We start from the raw sequence: 21,596 nt of genomic DNA, 5'->3' as shown, positions 1-21,596 counted from the left end.
CTTTGTTAATAACACCAGGTGACTGACGCCTGTTATTGGCAGGGAGCACCGTCGGCGTCAACGGGCATCAGAGCCGTACAAGGAAGTGGCATAAGCCGCAGCGCCACTGGCCAGTGTCAGCAACGATAATTGCACCTGGCATGCCGCTGGTGCCCGCTAAAAATCAAGCTTCCTTTTACTCTCTCCCTCTACCCAGAGCTCTGACAAAATGTGCAGGATACGAAGAGCAAACAACACCAATGCAAAACATTCGCAATTGCATGACTTCAGGTTTCAGCGTCCCGATTTTATCCAGCAAAAACAAAAACTTTTTCTGCCGAAGACCTAAGCAGCTGCCCCTAAGCGAAAATTTGACGTTACACTGAAAACACCTTGTAGTTATGAGCTATGGTATGCGGGCAAGTCTCCCCCCCAATGAAGAACAACGCCTGTTGCGTCTGAAAGCACTGAACATTCTGGATTCCGACCCCGAGCAGTCTTTTGATGATCTGGTGCAGCTGGCGGCCTCCATATGTGGCACCAGCTCAGCCCTGATTGGATTTATTGACGAACATCGTCAGTGGTACAAAGCCAAGGTTGGAGTGGAATCAAGTGAAGTCGCGCGGGAACTCAGCTTCTGCAGCCATGCACTGCTGCAACCTAACTCCTTAACCTATGTCAGTGACGCCCGCACCGACAGCCGTTTTGCCGATAATCCAGCGGTGACGTCAGAGCAAGGCCTGAGATTGTACGCCGGTGTGCCACTGCTGCTGGAGCAGCACTATGCCGTGGGCACTTTATGTGTTTTTGATAGCGAAGCCAAACCGCTGAGCCCGGCTCAATTGTCGGCATTGCAACGGCTGGCCAATCAGGTGGTGCATCTGCTTAGTGCCCGGTTACTGGCACACCAAGCTGAATTGCAACGCCGGACATTAGAAACCATCACCAACAATGTACCTATTTTGATTAGCCAGCTCGACCAGCACTACCGCTATCAGTTCTGCAATGACAAATACCGTGACTGGTGGGATCTCGACCCGAAATCACTGATAGGAAAAACACCGGCAGAATTATTTGGCCATGAAAAATTCGCAGAAATTAAAGGCCGGATGGACGCGGCTCTGGCTGGCGAGATCCAAAAGTTTATTGTGCAAATGGACGACGAACGGATATTACAGGTCAGCTATGTGCCTCATCGTGACCAGCATCAGACCATTGCTGGCTTTTTTGTGGTCGGTACCGATATTACCAACGAGCAACAGCAAGCTGAATTAATTAAAGCCGACCGCAACCGCTTCGAATCCATTATCGACAGTACAGGTGTGGGCACCTGGGCCTGGAACTTACAAACCGGCATCAGCCAATTGAACCCACGTTGGGCGCAAATGCTTGGGTATACGCTCTCCGAGCTGGAACCCATGACCTACCAGACCTGGTTAAGCTTGGTGCATCCCGACGACCTTGCTGACACGGAGCAACGGCTACAGGCGCATTTTCGCGGTGAACAGCCTTACTACGACAGCATTTACCGGATGCGCCACCGCAAAGGTCACTGGGTCTGGGTCCATGCCAAAGGTCAGGTAAAACAGTGGGAAGAAGACGGTAGCCCACTGCTGATGTACGGGGTCAATACCGACATCACTGACAGCTTTCAAGCCGAAAAAGAACTGGCGCAAACCAAAGCCTTGTTACAGGCGGTCATCGACTCGTCAACGGAAGCTGCTTTAATTGCGACCAACCTCGAAGGGGAAATCTGGCTATTCAATACCGGAGCCGAGCGGATGCTGGGTTACAGTGCCGCAGAAGTTCTCGGCAAAACACCAGCACGTTTCCACAAGAACAGTGAAATCCAGTACCGTCAGCGGCAAATCCGTCAGTTGTATGGGGTGGAAGTCTCCGACTTTGACAGTTTTGTGTTTACCGCCCGCCAACAAGGCAGCGAGACACTGCAATGGACCTATCTCTGTAAAACCGGCGAAGAAAAGCAGGTACGTATCAGCGTCAGCTCTATTTGCGATCCGGACGGCAGTCCTCAAGGCTATTTGGGCGTCGCTATTGATATCAGCCAACTGGAACAGCTGAACCAGGCATTGCTAAGTAGCGAACAGCGCTACCGTTCCATGGTCGACAACCTGCCCGGCGCCATGTACCGCTGCAAAAACGACGACTACTGGACCATGTTATTTATCAGTGATGAAGTGTCCCAGTTAACGGGCTTCCAGGCGCATCAGTTTGTATTGAATAAAGAGCTTAACTTCGCCACCTTGTATCATCCGGAAGATGTTGTCAGAGTGAATAGCGCGGTGCAGCAGGCATTGCTGCAACAGCAGCGCTTTAGTGTCGAATACCGGCTAAAACACAAAGATGGCAGTTGGCGCTGGGTGCAAGAGCTTGGCCAGGGCGTGTTTGATCGCCAGGGCGAACTGCTGTTTATCGATGGTTTTATCTGGGATGTCACCAGCCAGCATGAAGCCATGCAGGCCTTAAGTGACAGTGAACAAAAACTGTCCTCTTTATACCAGCTTGCGCCGGTGGCTATTGTGCTGCATAGCCTGTCTGATGGCAGTTTTATTGAAGCGAACCCGGCCTTTTTCCGGCTTTATCAGGCTGACTCCGATGCAAAATCCATGTTGGATTTCCAGGAGTTGATCCAATCGCATTATGAGCATTGGCAACAGGACTTACTGCAGGACAGACGCTTCGGCCCGGTAGAAACCGAGCTGCTGACCAAAACAGGTCAAACGATCCCAATCACCTTGTCCAGCGTGTTGATGGATACAGCCACAGGCAAACAACAAATCTGGACTTTACTGCAGGACATGACTGAACAAAGGCGGATTGAACAGTTGAAAAATCAATTCGTCTCGACCGTCAGTCATGAACTGCGGACGCCTTTGACCTCAATTTCGGGGTCGTTGGGACTGATCAGTGGTGGCGCCTTGGGCGAAGTACCACAAGGCATGACTGCCATGCTGAATATTGCCAAAGAAAACAGTTTGAGGTTAAGCAAACTCATCAATGACTTGCTGGATATCGATAAGTTAATAGCCGGGAAGATGCATTTTGACATGCAGTTGTGTGACCTGCCTTCGCTATTGAATGAAGCGCTGCTCAGCATCGAGCCCTATGCCAGCAAATACCAGGTGCATTTCACCGCGTCCCAGGTCGAAGCAGGCTTTATTCTGGTCGACCCACTGCGCTTTCAGCAGATCATGTTGAATCTGATGTCCAATGCAGCCAAATTCTCACCCCCGGGTTCCACTGTGCTATTGCAATGCAGCACTCAAGACCAGCATTGTCTGATTGAACTGCTGGACCAGGGGCCTGGGATAGACCCGCAGTTCGAACAGCGTATTTTTCAGAAGTTTTCCCAAGCCGATAGCGCCGACAGCCGGCGAAATGAGGGCTCTGGTTTAGGGCTGGCCATTGTCAAAGAGCTGACCGAACATATGCACGGCGAAGTCAATTACCGCAACAGACCTGAAGGCGGCTGCTGTTTTTACCTAAGCTTTCCAAAAGCGTCCAGTCTGCCACAGAGCCGGTTATTGGTTGTTGAACCTGACAGCCAGGTGGCAGACTACATGATGCAGCTGCTCAAAGACCAGGATTACCTGTTGGACTGGGCCCGGACTTTAAGCCAGGCGGTGAAAGCCTTGGAGCAACACAACTACCAGGCCATCACGCTGGATTTAAACCTGCCAGACGGCCATGGTTCAGCCCTGTTTGATGCATTGCGGAAACTGGAACTCAGCACGCCGGTCATCATCGTCAACTCAGAGCATCAGGGCGAAAAAGTAGAGCTGTCGGGCGGTTTGGCCACCTTGGATTGGCTGGAAACACCGGGGGCCACCAAAGTATTGCTGGATAAACTGCAGCATCAGCTGTTTAAACGACGCTCGCCCAAACCCAAGATCCTGCATGTGGAAGATGACCCGCATTTAAGTCAGATCCTGCAAGTGCAGTTGGCCAGCGTAGCCTGGTGCCAACAGGCGGTCAGCCTGAAATCGGCCAAAAGATTGTTGCTCAGTGAACCCTTTGACTTGGTGATCCTGGATATCGGTCTGCCTGATGGTTCAGGATTGGAACTGCTGCCCGAGCTGGCAAGCGCTCATTCAGAGGTTCCGGTGATCATTTGGTCTGCGCAGGAACTCAGCCATGAACAGCGAAAACAGGTGAATGCAGTGCTGGCCAAAAGCCGGGTCGATATGGAAACTGTGCTGGCGCAAATTAAAACGCTGCTAAACGGCCGAAACGACGCTAAAGCGCCTTAGCATCGAATATCAGCGTCTGATTGCGGCCCGAACGTTTCGCCTGATATAAGGCCTGGTCAGCTTGCTCAATCAGCTGATCAGTGTCCATGCCATGTTGCCATTCGCTGATGCCGGCACTGAAGGTACAATAAAAATGGCTGTCGCCACAACTGAATGGGATAGCGGCAAAGGCCTTACGCAGCTGCTCAACCACGGTAAAGGCATGCTCTTTTCCACAATCGGACAAAATAACCAGATACTCTTCCCCACCGTAGCGGCCGACAATATCGATTTTACGCAGTTGCTGCTTCATCAGATTCGCTAAGCTGCTGATCACTTGATCACCCACAGGGTGTCCATAGTTGTCATTCACCTTTTTAAACAGATCGATGTCGATCATGATAGTACTGACGACCCCGCCGGTCCGTTCCGCCCGCTGCAACTCATAGGTCAGGCGTTCTTTCACCCTGGCATGTTGCAATAAACCGGTAAGACTGTCTTTGGTCATCATATCCACAACCTGACGCGCCCGTTGAGCCCGGGCAAACACAGCAACAATCAAAGCGGTATCGGACATAGGCTTCGTCAGAAAATCGTCCCCACCTTTCACCAACGCAGCCAACTGTCGGTCACTGTCAGTTTCTGACGATAAATAAATAATAGGGACGCTTAACCATTGATCATGAAGACGGATCAGCTGGGCCAGTTCAGGGCCTGAACAATAGGGCATATTCACGTCCAGCAGCACCACGTCGGGATGAAAGCGGGTCAGACTGTCGTAAATTTTGCTGGGGTCGGACAGAATTTCTGCTCTTAAGCCTGCGCCTTGCAGTACCAGCGCGTAGTGTTCAGCCAGTAACTGATCGTCATCCACAATCAATACTCTGAACGCTTCACGGCTGCGAACAGCCAACAAGCGTTGCAACCGGGCTTCCAGCGCTGTGGTATTCAGCGGTTTCACAAAATAGCCCTGGGCGCCTATGCGAACCGCAGCCAGGTGCTGTTCAAAACTGTCTTCGTCTGCCAGGATCAGCACAGGGATAGGCGTGCTGAGAGACGCTTGTAGTTTGGCAACAAAATCGAGCCCCTCACCTACTTCTGTGTCCGAGCTAATATCCAGCACCAATGCGTCCGGACTTTGGGCGTCTACCAGCTGTTTTAACTCAGCCATCGTGGTTGCTGCATTTACCTTGTAACCAAAAGACGTCAGCGTCAGTTCGATATAACCCGAGGTTTCCTGATTCGATTCGAGCACGTAAATAGCTGCATGACGTTCGGTGTGTTTTTGTTGGCTGGATGACGTAACACTAAGAACCTGATGACTGGCCTGGTGGGTCTGCTGAACCTGCTGGAACAACACGATAAAGTCGCGGATTTGATCCGCATCAGGTGCCGCCGGAGATTCCATCCAACTACGCAGTTCCAATTCAAGATTTTTGGCCAGACGGCCAAGAGCGGGCAAACCAAAAGTACCGGCAGAGCCGGCCAAAGTGTGTAATTTAAATTTCAGGGCTTTGACTTCATCGCGCCAGTTTTGCTTCTGTGACAAAGTCGCCAAGGCCGACACCTGAAGAGCAAGCTCGGGAATTTCCGACTGCAGTCGGGTCAGATACTGTTGGTGCAGCAAAGCGAGTTGCTGCTCAAGTGTGGATTGCTCTGTACTCATGACCTAAAACGTGATTTTCTGGACTGAATTCACTATAACAAAGGCAGCCATAAAACCTAGAAATTTCTTCAAGATTGATAACAGAACCAACCACATAACTACAGCTGGCTCTGCATCGCTTACAAACGGACCGTCAACCCTGATGCCAAGGTGCGCCGGTAAGCCAGATACGCCGGAATAGCCCCCAATAACAGGCTCAAACCGACCACAGCCCCCAGTAAAGCGGCGGTATGAGAGTGCCAGGGCCAGACACTGATAAAGAGGCCATAATCACTGGCCAATAATTCCCGAAAACCCCACAAAGCCGCACTCAGACCAGCCAGCGCCAGCGCTACAGACAACAGCACCAGCAACAACAACTCCAGCTCAATCAGCAGGAAGATGGTGAGAGGTGGCGCGCCAACCGCCCTTAGTATGGCCATTTCACGTTGCCGCTCTTTTAAGCCTGCCAGCAGTGTGGTCACAATACCGACCAGGCTGGCCAGCAGCACCAGCGCCGTGATCACCAGCAACATGCTTTCCACCATACTGAGCATTTGCCAGAGCTCAGCCAGCGCGACCCCGGGTAAAATGGCTGATAGAGGTTCTGCTTTAAATTCATTGATTTGACGCTGCAGCACAAAGGTCGCAATTTTGCTTTTCAGCCCCACCAAAAATGCGGTAATGACCTTGGGCTGTAAGTCCATTTGCAGGCTCTGCTCTGCGCTGACCGTTTTGCCCGGCCGCGGCGCTCCGCTTTCCCAGCCTAAATGAATAGCTTCAATCCCTTCGAGTGGAATATGCACACTTTGGTCTACTGGCGTGCCGGTTGACGCCAGAATTCCCACCACAGTAAAAGGCTTGTCTTTGTGCTGAGTAAAACTGATGCTGCCCACCCCATGCGACAAGGTGATTTGGTCGCCGACTTTGTAGCCCAGCTTGGCAGCCACCACAGAGCCCAAAACCGCTTCATACACAGACGCAAATTCGTTACCTTGCGCCAGCGTCAGCGGCTGCTGCTCGCCAAAGCGGTAGAACTTAAAGTAATCGGTATTGGTGCCAATCACCCGGTAACCGCGATGAGAATCGCCAAGCGATAACGGAATGGTCCACTGTACCTGCGGGTTTTGCTTTAACTGCTGATAATTGACCCAGCCAATATTGTTGGTGGCATTGCCTATGCGAAATACGGTATAGAGCAATAAATTCAACTGGCTGGAACGGGCACCGACGATCAAATCAGTGCCGGACACTGTGCTGGTAAAGCTTTGTTTCGCTTCCTGCCGGATATGGTCAATGCCCAATAACAAACCAATACTGATCACCAAAGACAGCAGCGTCATCAGCACTGTGCCTTTACGATTTAACAAACTGGCTTTGGCCAACTGCATTAACATGGCTGCACTCCCTGGGCTAACTGCTCCATATCCAGCTGCAAGTGAAAATGTCGTTTCAGCGTGGGGTCATGGCTGACAAAGATCACCGTGGTGCCATCGTGCCCGGCTTCGGTCAGCATCAACTGCATAAAGGCGTCGCGGTGTTTGTGGTCAAGCGCAGAGGTGGGTTCGTCGGCAATCAGCAACGCCGGCTTGTTCAATAAGGCCCTGGCTATCGCCACCCGTTGTTGCTGGCCGACACTGAGCTCAGTGGCTTTTTTCTGCCAGAAAGCTTCTGGCAAACCGAGACGGTTCAGCAACTCACCGGCCCGTTGGCCCACGTCAGCCTTAGGACCGCCAAATGCACTGATCAGCAGCACATTTTGCAGCACTGTTAAATAGGGGATCAGGTTTAATTGCTGGAATACCACACCTATTGCGCTGGCCCGCAGCGCATCTCTTTTGCGGGCAGTTAACGCACTGGCCTGTACGCCGTTGACCCAAATTTCCCCTTGTTGATTCGGGTAGATACCACAAAGCAGATTCAGCAAGGTAGTTTTACCGGAACCGGAAGGGCCATACACAAAGAGGTGTTGTCCTTGCTGCAGGGTCAGTTGTGGGATCTGCAGCAATGGGGCCTGGCCAGGCCAGCTGAAGCTCAGATTTTTGAGTTCAAGCGCAGGAAATTTCGGGTTGGTGTGCATTGTCAGCAAAAGGCTCGTGTTATGATAACTGGCAGAATTTGTTACCTTATAACACAAGCAAAGGGCCTGTCTCCAATGGTACGAGCGTTATACATAGCGTTATTTACGACATTAATCGCATTTGCAGCGCCAGCTGCCGTTGCCGATGATTACAAAGCGCTGGAATGGACCGATTTATTACCGGCAGAAGATCTGAAGAAAATGGAAGCACTGCCTGAAATCAGCCATGAAGGTGGTGAAATGGCCGCCAGCAGCCCACTGAACCAGAGCTACGCCAACCAGGATCCAGCCGCAGCGGCCTGGAACGAAGTGCTGCAATCGGCCAATGTAAAAGCCGAGCTGAATAATCAGAAAGTGAAAGTGCCGGGTTTTATCGTGCCGGTGGAATACGATGCGGAGCAAAACGTGACGGCGTTTTTCCTGGTGCCTTATTTTGGTGCCTGCATTCACGTACCACCACCGCCACCAAACCAAATCATCTACGTCACCAACAAACAGCCAATCAAGGCGGATATGATTTACTCGCCATTCTGGATCAGTGGCACCCTGACAACCAACGCAATGCGCCATGATTTAGCCAATTCTGCATATTCAATGAAAGCGGATAAAATCGAAGAGTATGTCTACGAATAAGACCTTGCTCAACGCATAAAAAAAACCGGCTGCAGGCCGGTTTTTTTTATGCTGTGTTTGGTTATTGCAGCTTCACAGGCCCGCTGGCAGCTGTCCATTCAGCGGCGCCCTGCGTGCCGTTAACAATCCACTGCACCGACACCTTTTCAACCCCCTGCCCCAACTCACCAAATTGGATGGTCAGTTGCTGCAGTTGCTCCGGGTCCTGACACAGCAGGCTATAACTGGCATTCAGATCGGCGTGGCCCTGTTCCGCCCCCCGCTCCAGCTCAGAATTGATTTCAGCCGTGCTGACCGCACAACCTGCGGCACTGTCAAAACTAAACCAGGCGCCCGCCCTAAAGCCATCCAGCACCTGCTGCAGCTTTAACTGCTCGGCCTCATCTGCAGGTTTGTGTTCAAAACCAAATACATTCACCGCCGGGCTGTCAAACGCCAACTCTGCTTCATTGCCTTCCAGCACAAAGGTCAGCGTGGCCACACCGTGCTGATGGCTGCCATGGCTTTCATAACCTTCGTCATGTTGATGTTGGTCTGCCATAGCCTGACTTAGCATCACCCCAGACAGCATCAGTATCCCTGTAACCCACTTCATACCCAGACTCCCGCTCTAAAGATCCCACCTAAGATGAACTCAATTCTATCAACGGATTGAAATAAAAATCTGTGAGACTCGCCCCGTATTTTCTGCATTTAAACCTAACTTTTGTGCAAGGACAAGGCTAACGCCTTGATCCACTTTTGCTGCGCTTTACGTAGCAAACAAAAAGCAAAGTGAGCTGGAAGTAAGCTACCCATGGCAACATTAAGAGTCATCTTAGGCGACCAACTCAGTCCGGCGCTGCCAACCCTCAGTCAGGTGGCTGAGGACGATTGGATCCTGATGGCAGAAGTGCAGACAGAAGCTCACTACTGCCCGCACCACAAGCACAAAATCATCGTCATCTTCAGCGCCATGCGTCATTTCGCCGAGTCGTTACGCGGACTTGGTTACCAGCTCAGGTATATCCGTTTTGACGAACAGGTCCGTAGCCTGACTGACGCTGTCGCACTCGCTCTGACTGAAATCCCTGGTTTACAACACATTCTGCTGACTGAACCTGGCGAATACCGGGTCGGGCAGGAAATTGCTGGCTGGGCAGGCAGATTTAATCTGCCGGTCACCAGCTTAGAGGACAGTCGCTTTTTAATCTCCCGTGCTCAGTTCAGCGGCTGGGCTGCGGGGAAGCGGCAGCTACGGATGGAATACTTCTACCGGGAAATGCGCAAACACACTGGCTTGCTGATGCAAGACGGCCAGCCTGCTGGTGGGCAATGGAATTTTGACAGCAGTAACCGCAAAGCCTTACCGGCAGAACTGACTATCCCTGCGCCTCTGAGCTTTGAACCCGACCTGGTAACCCAAGAGGTGCAGGCACTGGTGGCCCGCCATTTTCCAACGAATATGGGAGACGCCAGCCAGTTCAGGCTGGCAGTTAGCGGAAAACAGGCACGCCAGGCATTTCTGCATTTCCTCACCCAGCAATTGCCCCTTTTTGGTGATTATCAGGACGCCATGCGTATCGACCAGCCTTTTTTGTTTCACAGTGTCTGCTCCATCTACCTCAACTGTGGCCTGCTGGACGCTCGCTGGATGTGCAGCAAAGTAGTACTGGCGTGGCAACAAGGCCTGGTGCCACTCAACGCAGCCGAAGGGTTTATCCGGCAAATTATAGGCTGGCGGGAATATGTACGTGGCCTGTACTGGCTGCAGATGCCTGGCTATAAAACGCTGAATAGCCTCAACGCTGCTACAGCATTACCTGAGTTTTATTGGCATGGCCAAACGAAAATGCGCTGCATGCAGCAAGCCATTGAACATACCAAACGCTATGCCTACTCACATCATATTCAACGGTTGATGATCACAGGTAATTTTGCCTTGCTGGCCGGGCTGGACGTGCAACAAGTCTGCAATTGGTACCTGGCTGTCTATGCCGATGCCTATGAGTGGGTTGAATTACCGAACACATTGGGCATGGCCTTGTTTGCAGACAACGGGATCCTGGCCTCCAAACCTTATGCTGCCAGTGGAAAATACATCGCCAGAATGAGTAATTACTGCAAACACTGTCACTATGATGTCAATGACACGACAGGCGATAACGCATGCCCCTTTAATGCTTTGTACTGGGATTTTCTCGCCCGTAATCAGTCTCAACTTCAGACGTCTGCGCGCTTGCAGTTCAGTTATAAAAACTGGGACATGAAAACTGATGCGGATAAACAACGTATCCGGAATAAAGCGCAACAATTGCTGATCCAGTTGGAACAGTTATGAAAACGGCGCAGGTCTTGCTGAAATCACGCCACTGGCTGACACAGTCATTGAACCGGCGACCTCAGCTGGCCCAGCCTGATCCTGTTGCGGTTACACTTTAACAGGCCTCATTTTATTCACTTTTTGCCTGGCAAACTAAGGTATGCTGGGTCAGACCACTTTCAGGGAGCCAACAGATGAAACTCGAACTGACTCAGGATCAACCCGGCCTGTTACGCCAACGGATCCAGATCCGCGACCATCAAATCATTGCCGACCTGGAGACCGCGGCTGGCGGCACAGGCCAGGGGCCTGACCCGCATGATCTATTTGACGCCTCCGTCGCCACCTGTAAAGCCATGACATTGCAGCTTTACGCCAAACGCAAAGAACTACCGCTGGAGGCGGTCAATGTGCTGCTGCGCCGCGACGACAGCGAAGAGCGTAAAGGCATCTACAAACTGCAGATAGAGCTGGAGCTGAAAGGCCCGTTAACGGCAGAACAAAAACAACAGCTGCTGGAAATTGCCGACAAATGCCCGGTGCACAAACTGATGACGCAGGCAGAAGTTCAGGTCAGTACCAGTCTGAAGGCGGAACCGACCCCCGCCACCGTTAATGCGCCGTTGCTGATTGAGCCACAAGTCAGAAACATCGGCTTTGATATTAAACGCCTGCTGCCGTCCAAAGTGCAGCGGCGGGTCGGGCCCTTTATTTTCGTTGACCATATGGGGCCGGCGACCTTTGCCGCAGGCTCCACTGAAGGCGATGTACGGCAACACCCCCATATAGGCCTGGCGACCCTGACCTGGTTGTTCCAGGGGGCGATGATGCACAGAGACACGCTTGGCAGTCTGCAACGTATTGAACCCGGTGCCGTGAACCTGATGCGCGCAGGTTCAGGCATTGCCCACTCCGAGCGGATCCCGGCCGACATCCGCGAACAACAACAGGTGGTGGAAGGCATGCAGGTCTGGCTGGTTTTGCCGGAAGCCGAAGCCGAATCAGCACCGGATTTTCAGCACTACCCTGCCGCTTTGTTTCCGACCATGCAGGTTCCCGGCTGTTCGGTCCGGGTGATCCTCGGCGAATACTTCTCACAAAAATCTGTGGTGAAATTCCCGCTGCGTTGCCTCTATGTTGAACTAAACTTGGCGCCTTGTGCCCAGCTCACCTTGCCTTTTACCGAACAGCAACAGGCAATTTATCTGGCGTCCGGTTCATTAAAACAGCCAGAACTTCAAGCCGGTCAGATGCTGGTGGTGGACGAGGATCTGCAGGTCACTGCAGGTGATGAGGGCGCACAACTGATGCTGCTTGGCGGTGAAGCGGTGCCAGATCCGGTGTTACTGAACTGGAACTTTGTCGCCCGCAGCCAGGAACGCTTGCAACAAGCTAAAGCCGACTGGAATGAAGGCCGCTTTCCCCGGCTGCAGGACGACCCAGAATGGATTGAAGCGCCCTGAGCCTTTAACTGCCATCGCGTCGCGCCGCCAGAAACCAGGCTGGCGGCTGCTGTTCCAAATGCAGAATAATCGGCTGTAGTGTCTGAAATACCCGCTCAATCAGTTCAGGCTTAATGGCCTGCCAGTCGTCGGAGGGACTGTGGTAGTCCTTGTGCATCGCGGTGGCAAAATACAATACAGGGTAACCCGCACGATAAAAAGGCGCATGGTCACTGGCAGAGGCCCAGTCCACTTTGCCGCGGATATAACGGGATCCTTCGCTGCGACGCCACCGCAGCGGCAGTGCCAGTTGTTGCTGAACTAACCAGTCTTTAAAACCGCTCAGCCGGGTTGAACCAAACCAATACAACCGAGGCTGCTGCTGATGCCGCCCCAGCATGTCCAGATTGATCACCAACGCCAGCTCGGCAGGCATCCAAAGTTGAGACGCCAGCAAGGCTTTGGCCCCATGCAGGCCATTTTCTTCTGCGTCTGTCGCGACAAACCAATAGTGATAAGGCCGGCAGCCGGGACTGAGCCAGCGCATTAACGCCAGCAACATCGCCACTCCTGAGGCGTTGTCATCGGCACCATTATGAATTTTTCCGCCGACGACCCCTAAGTGATCATAATGAGCGGAAATCAGTATCACAGGCGCCTGTTCGCTGCAGGCCGGTAACACGCCAATCAGGTTTTCACCTTGCCTGGTCGAGAATCCGGCACTGTAGTCGAAGGGGTGGCTGAATTTTTGTTGCAGCGGCTGCAGCCTTGCAGCGAGAAATTGCTGGCGGATATAGTCCCGCGCCAGCGCGGCACCCGCTGAGCCAGTTTTACGGCCTTCTAACTTATCTGACGCCAGGTACTGCAAATCGGCCATCAACTGATCGGCTGGGGCTGCTGCACTCAAAAAACTCGCCATACCGCAACAAAGGCCGAACCACCACCTCACAATTTGGCCTGCAGTGTCATCAGTGCATCCAGCTTTGCGTTAAAACGTTCCTTGTCGCGCAGGCTTTGTGCATGACGTCCTGCCAGTTTCAGGTATTTCTCAGACTGCTCCAACCGGCCTTGCTGAAAATACAAAGTCGCCAGCCCCGCCATGGCTTCAGTCAGTGTCGGTTCTAACGCTAATGCATGTTGAAACGACTGTTCTGCCTTGCTGATTTGACTGTCACGCATCGCTTCATGACCTAACATCACATGATAATAAGGGTTAGCCAACCGTAAATCCTCAACCTGACGCTCGTACCACTGAGCTTTCTCTTCCATGCCCCTGAACCGGTACAATACTGCCAGATTCGCTTTCATATTTATAGACTTAGGATGCAGCGATATCCCATGCAGATAGACAGCTTCGGCCTCCTCCAGGTAGCCGGTTTGCCGGTACAAAATGGCCAGGTTGTTCAGCGCATCGGACGCCACGCTGTAGAGCGTCAGCGCCTGGCGCAGGTAAGCGTAGGCCAGGTTAAAATTCTGCTCCAACATTGCCTGTGCACTTTTGTTGGCATAAAACATCGACACGATTTCTTGTTGGCTGATGGTGCGCACCGGAAAATGGGACTTGTTGGTTTCTAAATCAAAATCAATAACGTAGCCAGGATTTTTAAACCAGGTGGAGCCGTAGGTGCTGGGGGATTGAAGCTCTTTCACTTTTAAATTCACATGACCATTGAGCAAACTAGCGCCGCGAATTTGCGTCCAGTATTCGGGGATTTGCACATCCTGAAAGGCCACAGTTAAATCTGCCGCTTTCGCCAGACTATAGGACAACACCGTCAGTGACAGGCAATTGGCCTGTTGCATACGCAAGGTTTCCCGGGCCGTTAAGGTCGCGGCATTGTCGTAGTTCAGCCGTTTGCCTTTTAAAAAGAAAATGTAATTCAGCAGCGTATCGGTTTTTTCTTTTGCACCAGGCAGCGGCCTGACCATCTGCTCCATATCCCGCACCACGTCGTCCGGCAAGGCAAAAATGTCTTCTTCGGTTTCCACCGGCTGGCTTTGGTAATTAAAGGCATTGTCGATAAACAACGGCGTTGGGTCGGGTAATTGGTGATTGGCTGTCGTGACACTGCTGCAGCCGATCAGGGAGTAACTCAGGACAAGCAATAAACCGCAATACCGCATTCTCATCACAGCAACCTCAATTGCGTAGCTAATGCAAAAAGTATAATGCGGATTTAAGTAAGAGCCCGGCCCGGCCGCCCCGCAAACGCTTCCACTTATACCAAAGCAGCAACGTTAAACGGACAGCAGGACCGGACTAAGGGTCAATCTGAAGATTAAGACAAATTAGGCGCCAGCCAGCTTTCAGCGGTTTGCTGGCTCCAGCCTTTTTTCGCCGCATAGTCGGCCAGCTGATCCTGGCCAATTTTGCTGACGGCAAAGTATTTGCTGTCCGGGTGAGCGAAGTACCAGCCGCTGACGGCAGCCCCAGGCCACATGGCATAACTTTCGGTCAGTTGGATGCCGGTTTGCGCTTCGACATCCAATAACTGCCATAAACTGCCTTTTTCGGTGTGTTCCGGACAGGCCGGGTAGCCAGGCGCAGGTCGGATCCCCTGATACAACTCACGGATTAACTGCTCGTTATCCAGGTTTTCATCCGGCACATAACCCCAGTACTCTCGGCGCACCTTCATATGCAGGTACTCTGCCAGCGCTTCGGCCAGACGGTCGGCCAGTGCTTTCACCATAATGCTGTTGTAGTCGTCATGGGCTGCGGCAAACTCAGCCGCCAGTTCGTCGGCACCAAAGCCGGTGCTGACCGCAAAAGCGCCAATATAATCGGCCACGCCACTGCCAGCAGGCGCGATAAAGTCTGACAAAGCGCAATTGGGCGCGTCGTTACGCAGCTGCAATTGTTGACGCAGGTTGTACAGGCGACACCGCTCTTCACTGCGGCTCTCGTCGCGGTACACCACTATGTCTTCGCCGTCGCTGGCCGCCGGGAAGAAGCCAAAAATGGCTTTGCCTTTCACTTTGCCCGATTGAATCATCAGATCCAGCATTGCATTGGCGTCGGCATAGACTTTGCGCGCTTCAAGGCCAACTTCCGGGTGGTTCAGAATGGCCGGGAATTTGCCGGACAATTGCCAGGTCAGGAAAAATGGCGTCCAGTCGATGTAATCGCGCAGCGTCTGTAAATCCACGTCCGCCCACAAATGCACACCAGGCTGTTTAGGCGCTGGCGCCACTTTGGTTAAATCCAGCTGAAATTTATTCTGCCGCGCTTCATCAAAGGTAAGTAAGCGCTCACCGGGGCGACTGCGGGCGTGCTGAGCCCGGGCCCGCTCGTATTCGTCATTGACCCGCGCCAGGAAGTCCGGCTTTTGTGCCTGGCTAATCAGCGCCTGTACCACAGAAACACTTCGTGACGCATTGGGCACATACACCACCCCATGCTGATAATGCTGGGCAATTTTAATTGCGGTATGGGCTTTGGAGGTGGTGGCGCCACCAATCAGCAGCGGTACCTCAAAGCCCAGGCGGGTCATTTCTTTGGCCACATGCACCATTTCATCCAACGACGGCGTGATCAACCCTGACAACCCTATCACATCGACATTTTGTTCTTTCGCCACCTGCAGTAACTGGGCGCACGGCACCATCACGCCAAGGTCAATCACTTCAAAGTTGTTGCACTGCAGCACCACACCAACAATGTTTTTGCCGATGTCGTGCACGTCGCCTTTAACGGTCGCGAGTAACACTTTGCCCTGACTGCTGGCGCCGGTGCCGGCTTTTTCCGCTTCGATATACGGCTGTAAGTAAGCGACCGCTTTCTTCATCACCCTTGCCGATTTGACAACTTGCGGCAAAAACATTTTGCCTTCACCAAACAGGTCCCCGACCACGTTCATGCCGTCCATCAACGGGCCTTCAATCACATGCAGTGGCCGTTCGGCCTGCTGACGGGCTTCTTCGGTATCCTGGTCAATAAAGTCGGTAATGCCTTTGACTAAGGCGTGTTCCAGCCGTTTATTGACCGGCCAGCTGCGCCAGGCCTGGTCTTCTTTGACCACCACAGCACCATCGCCTTTAAACTCAGCAGCAATCTCCAGCAACCGCTCTGTGGCGTCTTGCCTGCGGTTGAGGATCACATCCTCCACCCGCTCCCGCAGCAGCGCAGGAATATCGTCATACACCGCCAACTGACCAGCGTTAACAATGCCCATATCCATACCAGCGGCGATGGCGTGGTAGAGAAATACCGAGTGAATGGCTTCACGCACCGGGTCATTACCACGGAAAGAGAACGACACGTTTGATACACCGCCAGAGATTTTGGCGTAAGGGCATGTGGCTTTGATTTCGCGGGTGGCTTCAATAAAGTCCACCGCATAGTTGTTGTGCTCTTCAATACCTGTGGCGACGGCAAAAATATTCGGGTCAAAAATAATATCTTGCGGCGGGAATTTCGCGGTTTCCACCAGTAACTTATAAGCGCGCTGGCAAATCTCCACCTTGCGGGCTTTGGTGTCGGCCTGGCCTTTTTCATCAAAGGCCATCACCACCACAGCCGCGCCATAACGACGCAGCAGTTTGGCCTGGTGCAGGAAAATCGCTTCGCCCTCTTTCAGCGAAATGGAGTTCACTACCGGCTTGCCCTGAATGCATTTGAGAGCGGCTTCAATCACTTCCCATTTCGACGAGTCGACCATAATTGGCACCCGAGAAATATCAGGCTCAGAGGCCAGCAGGTTCAGGTAACGCACCATAGCGGCTTTGCTGTCAAGCATCGCCTCATCCATGTTGATATCGATAATTTGCGCGCCGTTTTCAACTTGCTGACGGGCGACGTCGAGCGCTTTTTCGTACTGACCTTCGAGGATCAGCTTCTTAAAGCGGGCCGAACCTGTGACGTTGGTGCGCTCACCGACGTTGATAAAACGGGCCTGAACTTGTTGCATTACCACTCCAGACTAAAGGCTTCAAGGCCAGACAAACAAAAACGATGCGAAGACGGCTTCGGCTGGCGCGGCTTCACGCCTGCTACCACCTTACTGATGGCCTGAATATGCGCCGGTGTACTGCCGCAGCAACCACCGACAATATTTAAAAAGCCTTGCTTGGCCCAGTCAGCAATTTCTGCCGCCATTTCATTGGCGGTCAGATCGTATTCACCAAATTCGTTCGGTAACCCCGCGTTCGGGTGCACTGAGACATGGCATTCCGCCAGGTCCGATAAGGTCTCAACATAAGGGCGCAATAAATCAGGCCCCAGCGCACAGTTCAGACCAAAGCTGACAGGGTTCACATGAGACAGCGAATGGTAAAAGGCTTCGGTGGTCTGCCCCGACAAAGTACGGCCAGACGCATCAGTAATAGTGCCGGAAATCATCACCGGCCATTCCTGGCCCAGCTCATCAAACACGGCCAGCACGGCAAAAGCAGCGGCTTTGGCGTTCAGGGTGTCGAAGATGGTTTCCAGCATTATGATGTCAGCCCCGCCTTTAAGCAGCGCATGGGTGGATTCTTTGTAGGCACTGACCAGCGTATCAAAATCGACATTGCGGTAACCGGGGTCATTCACATTGGGTGAAATCGACGCCGTCCTGTTGGTCGGCCCTAACACCCCGGCGACAAAACGTGGCTTCTCAGGGCTGCTGTATTCGTCACAGGCCTGACGCGCTAACCGAGCCGATTCGTAATTAATCCGGGCCGATAACGCTTGCATCTCATAATCAGCCATCGCGATAGGCGTGGCGTTAAAACTGTTGGTTTCCAGAATATCTGCGCCAGCCGCCAGGTATTGGCGATGGATGTCGAGGATCACTTCAGGTTTACTCAGCACCAACAGGTCGTTGTTGCCTTTCACATCCACCGGCCAGTCGGCAAATTCGGCACCGCGGTAATCCGCTTCCTGCAGTTTGTATTGCTGGATCATGGTGCCCATGCCGCCGTCCAGCACCAAAATGCGCTCAGATAGCAGAGCTGCCAGCTGAGCCGGCGTAACAGAGGAATACGTCATTTACTGTGCTTGTCCTATCTGTTGCAGATCAAAAGGCGTCGCCTGGTAGACATAATAATTCAGCCAGTTGCTGAATAACAAAAAGGCATGGCTTTGCCAGAGTTTCAGCGGCGCTTGTTGCGGGTCATTCTGCCGGAAATAATTCTCCGGCACTTTAGGGTTCAGTCCTGCCGCCACATCACGTTGGTATTCGTCATTCAGCGTGGTCAGATCATACTCCGGGTGGCCGGTGACAAAGACCCGGCTGCCTTTACTGTTCTGCAGCAAATAAGCGCCGGTCTGGTCGGCTTCGGCCAGCACGTGTAAATCGGGGTGGGACTGATACTTTTGTTTCGGCACCTGAGCGTAACGTGAATGCGGCACCAGAAACTCGTCATCGAAACCACGGACTAATGGACACAAGGGCTGCACCACTTGCTGCCAATAAACCCCTGACAGCTTCTCGCCTCGGATTTCCCGCTGCAGGCCATAGTAATAATACAAAGCCGCATGCGCCGCCCAGCATAAGAACAAAGTTGAGGTGACGTTGTTATCGGCCCAGGCCAGAATTTCCGACAGCTGAGGCCAATAGCTGACGTCTTCGTAGTCCACCAGACCCAGCGGTGCGCCGGTAATAATCAACCCATCGTATTTATGTTGCTGCACGTCAGAAAAATAGCGGTAAAAACAGTTCAGATGACTTTCCGGCGTGTGTTTGCTGACATGGTTGTCCAGCCGGATCAGTTCAATGTCGACCTGCAACGGGCTGTTTGCCAGCAAACGTAATAATTGGATCTCTGTCGCCACTTTGTTCGGCATCAGGTTCAAAATCGCAATTTTCAGCGGACGGATATCCTGCGACGCCGCCCGGCTCTCGGTCATCACAAAGACGTTTTCCACCGATAAAGCTTCTACCGCTGGCAATTGATCGATGACTTTAATCGGCATACCTACTCCACGCCCATGCTTAAATTCCGTTAGTCTGGCTTGCAGACTTAGATATGTCAACTTCTATACGTTTAGACGGCCAAATGAAATCCAAATAACGACAAGCCGCAGCAGGCAGCCTATGCTGTAAACATCAAAACGGCCGCGGAGTGGACGAAGTGCGAGCTATCTGGGCAATGCTGTTCTGCCTGGCGCAACTGCGGCAACTGACCGCGGTTTCCACCCCCAAATGGCACACCGATTGGGCGACCTTGTCGGCCTTACCGCTGAAGCAACTGTTCCGCGAGGATGAATGGTTAAGTCAGGCCAGAATGGTGCATCTGCAATGGGCCGACTTGATGCTGATGCCATTTTTCCCGAATAGCGATCAAAGCTACAGCTTAAAAAGCATTGAATTAAAAGCGGTGCCAGGCATTGCAGTACTGCTGAACGACAGCCGGCACTTTGTGATTAGCCGCAAACACCCGGACGGTGAAGCCGCCTTTGCCGCGTTAAACAAAGGTTTGCAGCAAATGAAACGCCAAGGCACAGTCAACCGCTTGTACTTACAAGCTGGCTTTCTGATTGATAAAACGCAGGTGCATATTTTAAACCCGCCATAAAGCACGCGGTTTTGCGCCAGTTCCCTGTAAAAACAACAACACCCGGGCCAGCCGGGTGATGTTTTGTGTATTTGCTACGAAAGCAATGGTCAGATTACAGATCGGCCTCAGCATCTTCCGGCATCATACCGAAGTCTTCACCACCTGTTGGCGCGCCTTTGCCAGGTTCCAGCAATAACTGGCGACGGATTTCAGCTTCAATCTCCTGAGCTACCGTTGGGTTTTCTTCAAGGTACTTCATCGAATTGGCTTTACCCTGGCCAATCTTGTTGCCTTTATAAGCATACCAGGCACCTGATTTATCAATCAGTTTCTGTTGCACACCCAGGTCAATTAATTCGCCGGTTTTGCTGATACCGGCACCGTACACAATGATAAATTCAGCTTGTTTGAACGGTGGGGCCACTTTATTTTTTACCACTTTGACGCGGGTTTCGTTGCCTGTTACTTCGTCGCCTTCTTTGACTGAACCGGTGCGACGAATATCCAGACGCACAGAGGCATAGAACTTCAGCGCGTTACCACCAGTAGTGGTTTCCGGGTTACCAAACATCACACCTATCTTCATCCGGATTTGGTTGATGAAAATACATAAAGTGTTAGAGCGTTTGATATTACCTGTCAGTTTACGCAGTGCCTGAGACATTAAACGTGCTTGCAGACCCACATGGCTGTCGCCCATATCGCCTTCAATTTCAGCACGAGGTGTCAACGCCGCCACCGAGTCGACGATAATCACGTCAACAGAACCAGAGCGGACCAGCATGTCACAGATCTCCAGCGCCTGCTCACCTGTATCCGGTTGCGATACCAGTAAGTCACTGACATTCACGCCCAGCTTGGCAGCATACACAGGGTCTAACGCGTGTTCAGCATCGATAAAAGCACAGGTCTTGCCCATTTTTTGGGCTTCGGCCACCACTTGCAGCGTTAAGGTGGTTTTGCCTGACGACTCAGGGCCATAAATTTCAACAATACGGCCGCAAGGCAGACCGCCGATACCCAGTGCAATGTCCAGGCCCAAAGAGCCGGTAGAAATGGCTTCGATATCCAGTGCCTGAGTATCACCGAGACGCATGATAGACCCTTTACCAAATTGACGTTCGATCTGGCTTAACGCTGCGCTCAATGCTTTTTGTTTATTGTCGTCCATCTGTGTCTCCGCTGAATTCTGTGAATGCACCAAAGTGCTGTATGCTCATACAGTAGTCTTTTTCATTTAGGCTGTCAATAACAGGCCTGGTTATTTAAACAGCATTTAATCAGCCAGCATCAGAATGAGCTGATCAAGGGCAAAATCGATCGCTTGCTGGCGAATGCCGGCCCTGTCACCGGCAAAGAGTTGTTGGATGCTGACCTGATGACCGTGCAGATGAAAGGCAAACCAGACCAGACCTACAGGCTTAGTGGCGGTCCCACCGCCGGGACCGGCAATACCCGACACGGCTACCGACACCTGACAACCTGCCGCTTGCGCCGCGCCTTCGGCCATCTCCAGCACGCAAGCCTCGCTTACAGCGCCATGCTGCAGTAAGGTTTCTGCTTTGACGTTCAGCAGTTGCTGTTTGGCTTTATTGCTGTAGGTAACGAAGCTGCGGTCCAGGTAGCCTGAACTGCCGGGCACTTCGGTCAGGCTATACGCAATGCCTCCGCCTGTGCAGGATTCGGCGGTGGTGATAGTCAGATTTTTCCGTAATAATAGCGCTCCTAAATCCGCAGCCAGTTGATAGGTAGAAGCCGGAATAGTCATTGTGGACCCCTATAG

16 protein-coding genes are annotated in these 21,596 nt (G+C 52.4%); 5 read left to right on the top strand and 11 right to left on the bottom strand.

Annotated elements, in window-relative coordinates:
• Positions 1-392: 392 nt before the first annotated feature.
• A complete protein-coding gene (locus tag ACFO3I_RS11955; RefSeq protein ID WP_377334211.1) occupies positions 393-4,250 on the top strand; it encodes a PAS domain S-box protein in 3,858 nt (1,285 codons plus the stop codon).
• Here the strand turns inward: ACFO3I_RS11955 and ACFO3I_RS11950 are convergent.
• The 3 genes from ACFO3I_RS11950 to ACFO3I_RS11940 all read right to left on the bottom strand — a co-directional run bounded on the left by ACFO3I_RS11950 (position 4,237) and on the right by ACFO3I_RS11940 (position 7,954).
• Positions 4,237-5,895, bottom strand: coding sequence for a diguanylate cyclase (locus ACFO3I_RS11950; RefSeq protein WP_377334210.1), 1,659 nt, complete (start codon positions 5,893-5,895; stop codon positions 4,237-4,239). The two genes, ACFO3I_RS11955 and ACFO3I_RS11950, sit on opposite strands and share 14 nt — an antisense overlap.
• A 119-nt stretch (positions 5,896-6,014) precedes the next feature.
• Complete coding sequence (locus ACFO3I_RS11945; RefSeq protein WP_377334209.1) at positions 6,015-7,271, bottom strand: ABC transporter permease; 1,257 nt, start codon at positions 7,269-7,271, stop codon at positions 6,015-6,017.
• Complete coding sequence (locus ACFO3I_RS11940; RefSeq protein ID WP_377334624.1) at positions 7,265-7,954, bottom strand: ABC transporter ATP-binding protein; 690 nt, start codon at positions 7,952-7,954, stop codon at positions 7,265-7,267. The genes ACFO3I_RS11945 and ACFO3I_RS11940 overlap by 7 nt, the downstream gene beginning before the upstream one ends.
• A 75-nt stretch (positions 7,955-8,029) precedes the next feature.
• On the opposite strand from ACFO3I_RS11940, the gene ACFO3I_RS11935 reads away from it, so the two are divergent.
• The gene (locus ACFO3I_RS11935; RefSeq protein WP_377334208.1) at positions 8,030-8,587 is read left to right on the top strand and encodes a DUF3299 domain-containing protein; all 558 of its coding nucleotides are present in this window, start codon (positions 8,030-8,032) and stop codon (positions 8,585-8,587) included.
• 61 nt (positions 8,588-8,648) lie between these two features.
• On the opposite strand, the gene ACFO3I_RS11930 is transcribed toward ACFO3I_RS11935, so the two are convergent.
• Positions 8,649-9,182 carry a ZrgA family zinc uptake protein gene (locus ACFO3I_RS11930; protein WP_377334207.1) on the bottom strand — a complete coding sequence of 178 codons (534 nt, stop codon included), beginning with the start codon at positions 9,180-9,182 and terminating at the stop codon, positions 8,649-8,651.
• 201 nt (positions 9,183-9,383) lie between these two features.
• Between ACFO3I_RS11930 and ACFO3I_RS11925 the strand changes: the two genes are divergently transcribed.
• Together ACFO3I_RS11925 and ACFO3I_RS11920 are read left to right on the top strand one after the other, a co-directional pair.
• Positions 9,384-10,907 (top strand): cryptochrome/photolyase family protein, encoded by a 1,524-nt coding sequence (locus tag ACFO3I_RS11925; RefSeq protein ID WP_377334206.1) that lies wholly within the window; start codon positions 9,384-9,386, stop codon positions 10,905-10,907.
• Positions 10,908-11,083: 176 nt separating this feature from the next.
• On the top strand, positions 11,084-12,352 hold the full coding sequence (locus tag ACFO3I_RS11920) for a pirin family protein (protein ID WP_377334205.1): 1,269 nt from the start codon (positions 11,084-11,086) through the stop codon (positions 12,350-12,352).
• A gap of 4 nt (positions 12,353-12,356) precedes the next feature.
• Here ACFO3I_RS11920 and ACFO3I_RS11915 read toward each other — a convergent pair whose 3' ends face one another.
• The 5 genes from ACFO3I_RS11915 to metA all read right to left on the bottom strand — a co-directional run bounded on the left by ACFO3I_RS11915 (position 12,357) and on the right by metA (position 19,229).
• Positions 12,357-13,238: a M28 family peptidase gene (locus ACFO3I_RS11915; protein WP_377334204.1), complete on the bottom strand. Its 882-nt coding sequence runs from the start codon at positions 13,236-13,238 to the stop codon at positions 12,357-12,359.
• Between the two features lie 38 nt (positions 13,239-13,276).
• Positions 13,277-14,461, bottom strand: a complete 1,185-nt coding sequence (locus ACFO3I_RS11910; protein ID WP_377334203.1) for a tetratricopeptide repeat protein — start codon at positions 14,459-14,461, stop codon at positions 13,277-13,279.
• 149 nt (positions 14,462-14,610) lie between these two features.
• Positions 14,611-17,241 carry a methionine synthase gene (gene metH, locus ACFO3I_RS11905; protein WP_417714986.1) on the bottom strand — a complete coding sequence of 877 codons (2,631 nt, stop codon included), beginning with the start codon at positions 17,239-17,241 and terminating at the stop codon, positions 14,611-14,613.
• On the bottom strand, positions 17,241-18,302 hold the full coding sequence (locus tag ACFO3I_RS19125) for a homocysteine S-methyltransferase family protein (protein WP_417714985.1): 1,062 nt from the start codon (positions 18,300-18,302) through the stop codon (positions 17,241-17,243). Before ACFO3I_RS19125 ends, metH begins: the two co-directional genes overlap by 1 nt.
• Positions 18,303-19,229, bottom strand: a complete 927-nt coding sequence (gene metA / locus ACFO3I_RS11900; protein ID WP_377334202.1) for a homoserine O-acetyltransferase MetA — start codon at positions 19,227-19,229, stop codon at positions 18,303-18,305.
• 158 nt (positions 19,230-19,387) lie between these two features.
• Between metA and ACFO3I_RS11895 the strand changes: the two genes are divergently transcribed.
• Positions 19,388-19,831 carry a hypothetical protein gene (locus tag ACFO3I_RS11895; protein ID WP_377334201.1) on the top strand — a complete coding sequence of 148 codons (444 nt, stop codon included), beginning with the start codon at positions 19,388-19,390 and terminating at the stop codon, positions 19,829-19,831.
• 94 nt (positions 19,832-19,925) lie between these two features.
• Here the strand turns inward: ACFO3I_RS11895 and recA are convergent, their stop codons facing one another.
• Together recA and ACFO3I_RS11885 are read right to left on the bottom strand one after the other, a co-directional pair.
• Positions 19,926-20,984, bottom strand: coding sequence for a recombinase RecA (gene recA / locus ACFO3I_RS11890; RefSeq protein WP_377334200.1), 1,059 nt, complete (start codon positions 20,982-20,984; stop codon positions 19,926-19,928).
• A 105-nt stretch (positions 20,985-21,089) separates the two neighbouring features.
• Positions 21,090-21,581 carry a CinA family protein gene (locus tag ACFO3I_RS11885; RefSeq protein ID WP_377334199.1) on the bottom strand — a complete coding sequence of 164 codons (492 nt, stop codon included), beginning with the start codon at positions 21,579-21,581 and terminating at the stop codon, positions 21,090-21,092.
• Positions 21,582-21,596 lie beyond the last annotated feature (15 nt).

Origin of the sequence: Rheinheimera marina (assembly GCF_042654345.1) — a bacterium.
Taxonomy (GTDB): domain Bacteria; phylum Pseudomonadota; class Gammaproteobacteria; order Enterobacterales; family Alteromonadaceae; genus Pararheinheimera; species Pararheinheimera marina.
This window is presented reverse-complemented; position numbering and strand designations above follow the sequence as displayed.

What these genes read in the sequence shown, in the direction of transcription:
- metH (WP_417714986.1), bottom strand. Translation starts at nt 17,241, where the DNA reads ATGCAACAAGTTCAGGCCCGTTTTATCAACGTCGGTGAGCGCACCAAC.
- ACFO3I_RS11950 (WP_377334210.1), bottom strand. Translation starts at nt 5,895, where the DNA reads ATGAGTACAGAGCAATCCACACTTGAGCAGCAACTCGCTTTGCTGCAC.
- ACFO3I_RS11910 (WP_377334203.1), bottom strand. Translation starts at nt 14,461, where the DNA reads ATGAGAATGCGGTATTGCGGTTTATTGCTTGTCCTGAGTTACTCCCTG.
- ACFO3I_RS11955 (WP_377334211.1), top strand. Translation starts at nt 393, where the DNA reads ATGCGGGCAAGTCTCCCCCCCAATGAAGAACAACGCCTGTTGCGTCTG.
- ACFO3I_RS11945 (WP_377334209.1), bottom strand. Translation starts at nt 7,271, where the DNA reads ATGTTAATGCAGTTGGCCAAAGCCAGTTTGTTAAATCGTAAAGGCACA.
- ACFO3I_RS11935 (WP_377334208.1), top strand. Translation starts at nt 8,030, where the DNA reads ATGGTACGAGCGTTATACATAGCGTTATTTACGACATTAATCGCATTT.
- recA (WP_377334200.1), bottom strand. Translation starts at nt 20,984, where the DNA reads ATGGACGACAATAAACAAAAAGCATTGAGCGCAGCGTTAAGCCAGATC.
- ACFO3I_RS11930 (WP_377334207.1), bottom strand. Translation starts at nt 9,182, where the DNA reads ATGAAGTGGGTTACAGGGATACTGATGCTGTCTGGGGTGATGCTAAGT.
- ACFO3I_RS11885 (WP_377334199.1), bottom strand. Translation starts at nt 21,581, where the DNA reads ATGACTATTCCGGCTTCTACCTATCAACTGGCTGCGGATTTAGGAGCG.
- ACFO3I_RS11920 (WP_377334205.1), top strand. Translation starts at nt 11,084, where the DNA reads ATGAAACTCGAACTGACTCAGGATCAACCCGGCCTGTTACGCCAACGG.
- metA (WP_377334202.1), bottom strand. Translation starts at nt 19,229, where the DNA reads ATGCCGATTAAAGTCATCGATCAATTGCCAGCGGTAGAAGCTTTATCG.
- ACFO3I_RS19125 (WP_417714985.1), bottom strand. Translation starts at nt 18,302, where the DNA reads ATGACGTATTCCTCTGTTACGCCGGCTCAGCTGGCAGCTCTGCTATCT.
- ACFO3I_RS11925 (WP_377334206.1), top strand. Translation starts at nt 9,384, where the DNA reads ATGGCAACATTAAGAGTCATCTTAGGCGACCAACTCAGTCCGGCGCTG.
- ACFO3I_RS11940 (WP_377334624.1), bottom strand. Translation starts at nt 7,954, where the DNA reads ATGCACACCAACCCGAAATTTCCTGCGCTTGAACTCAAAAATCTGAGC.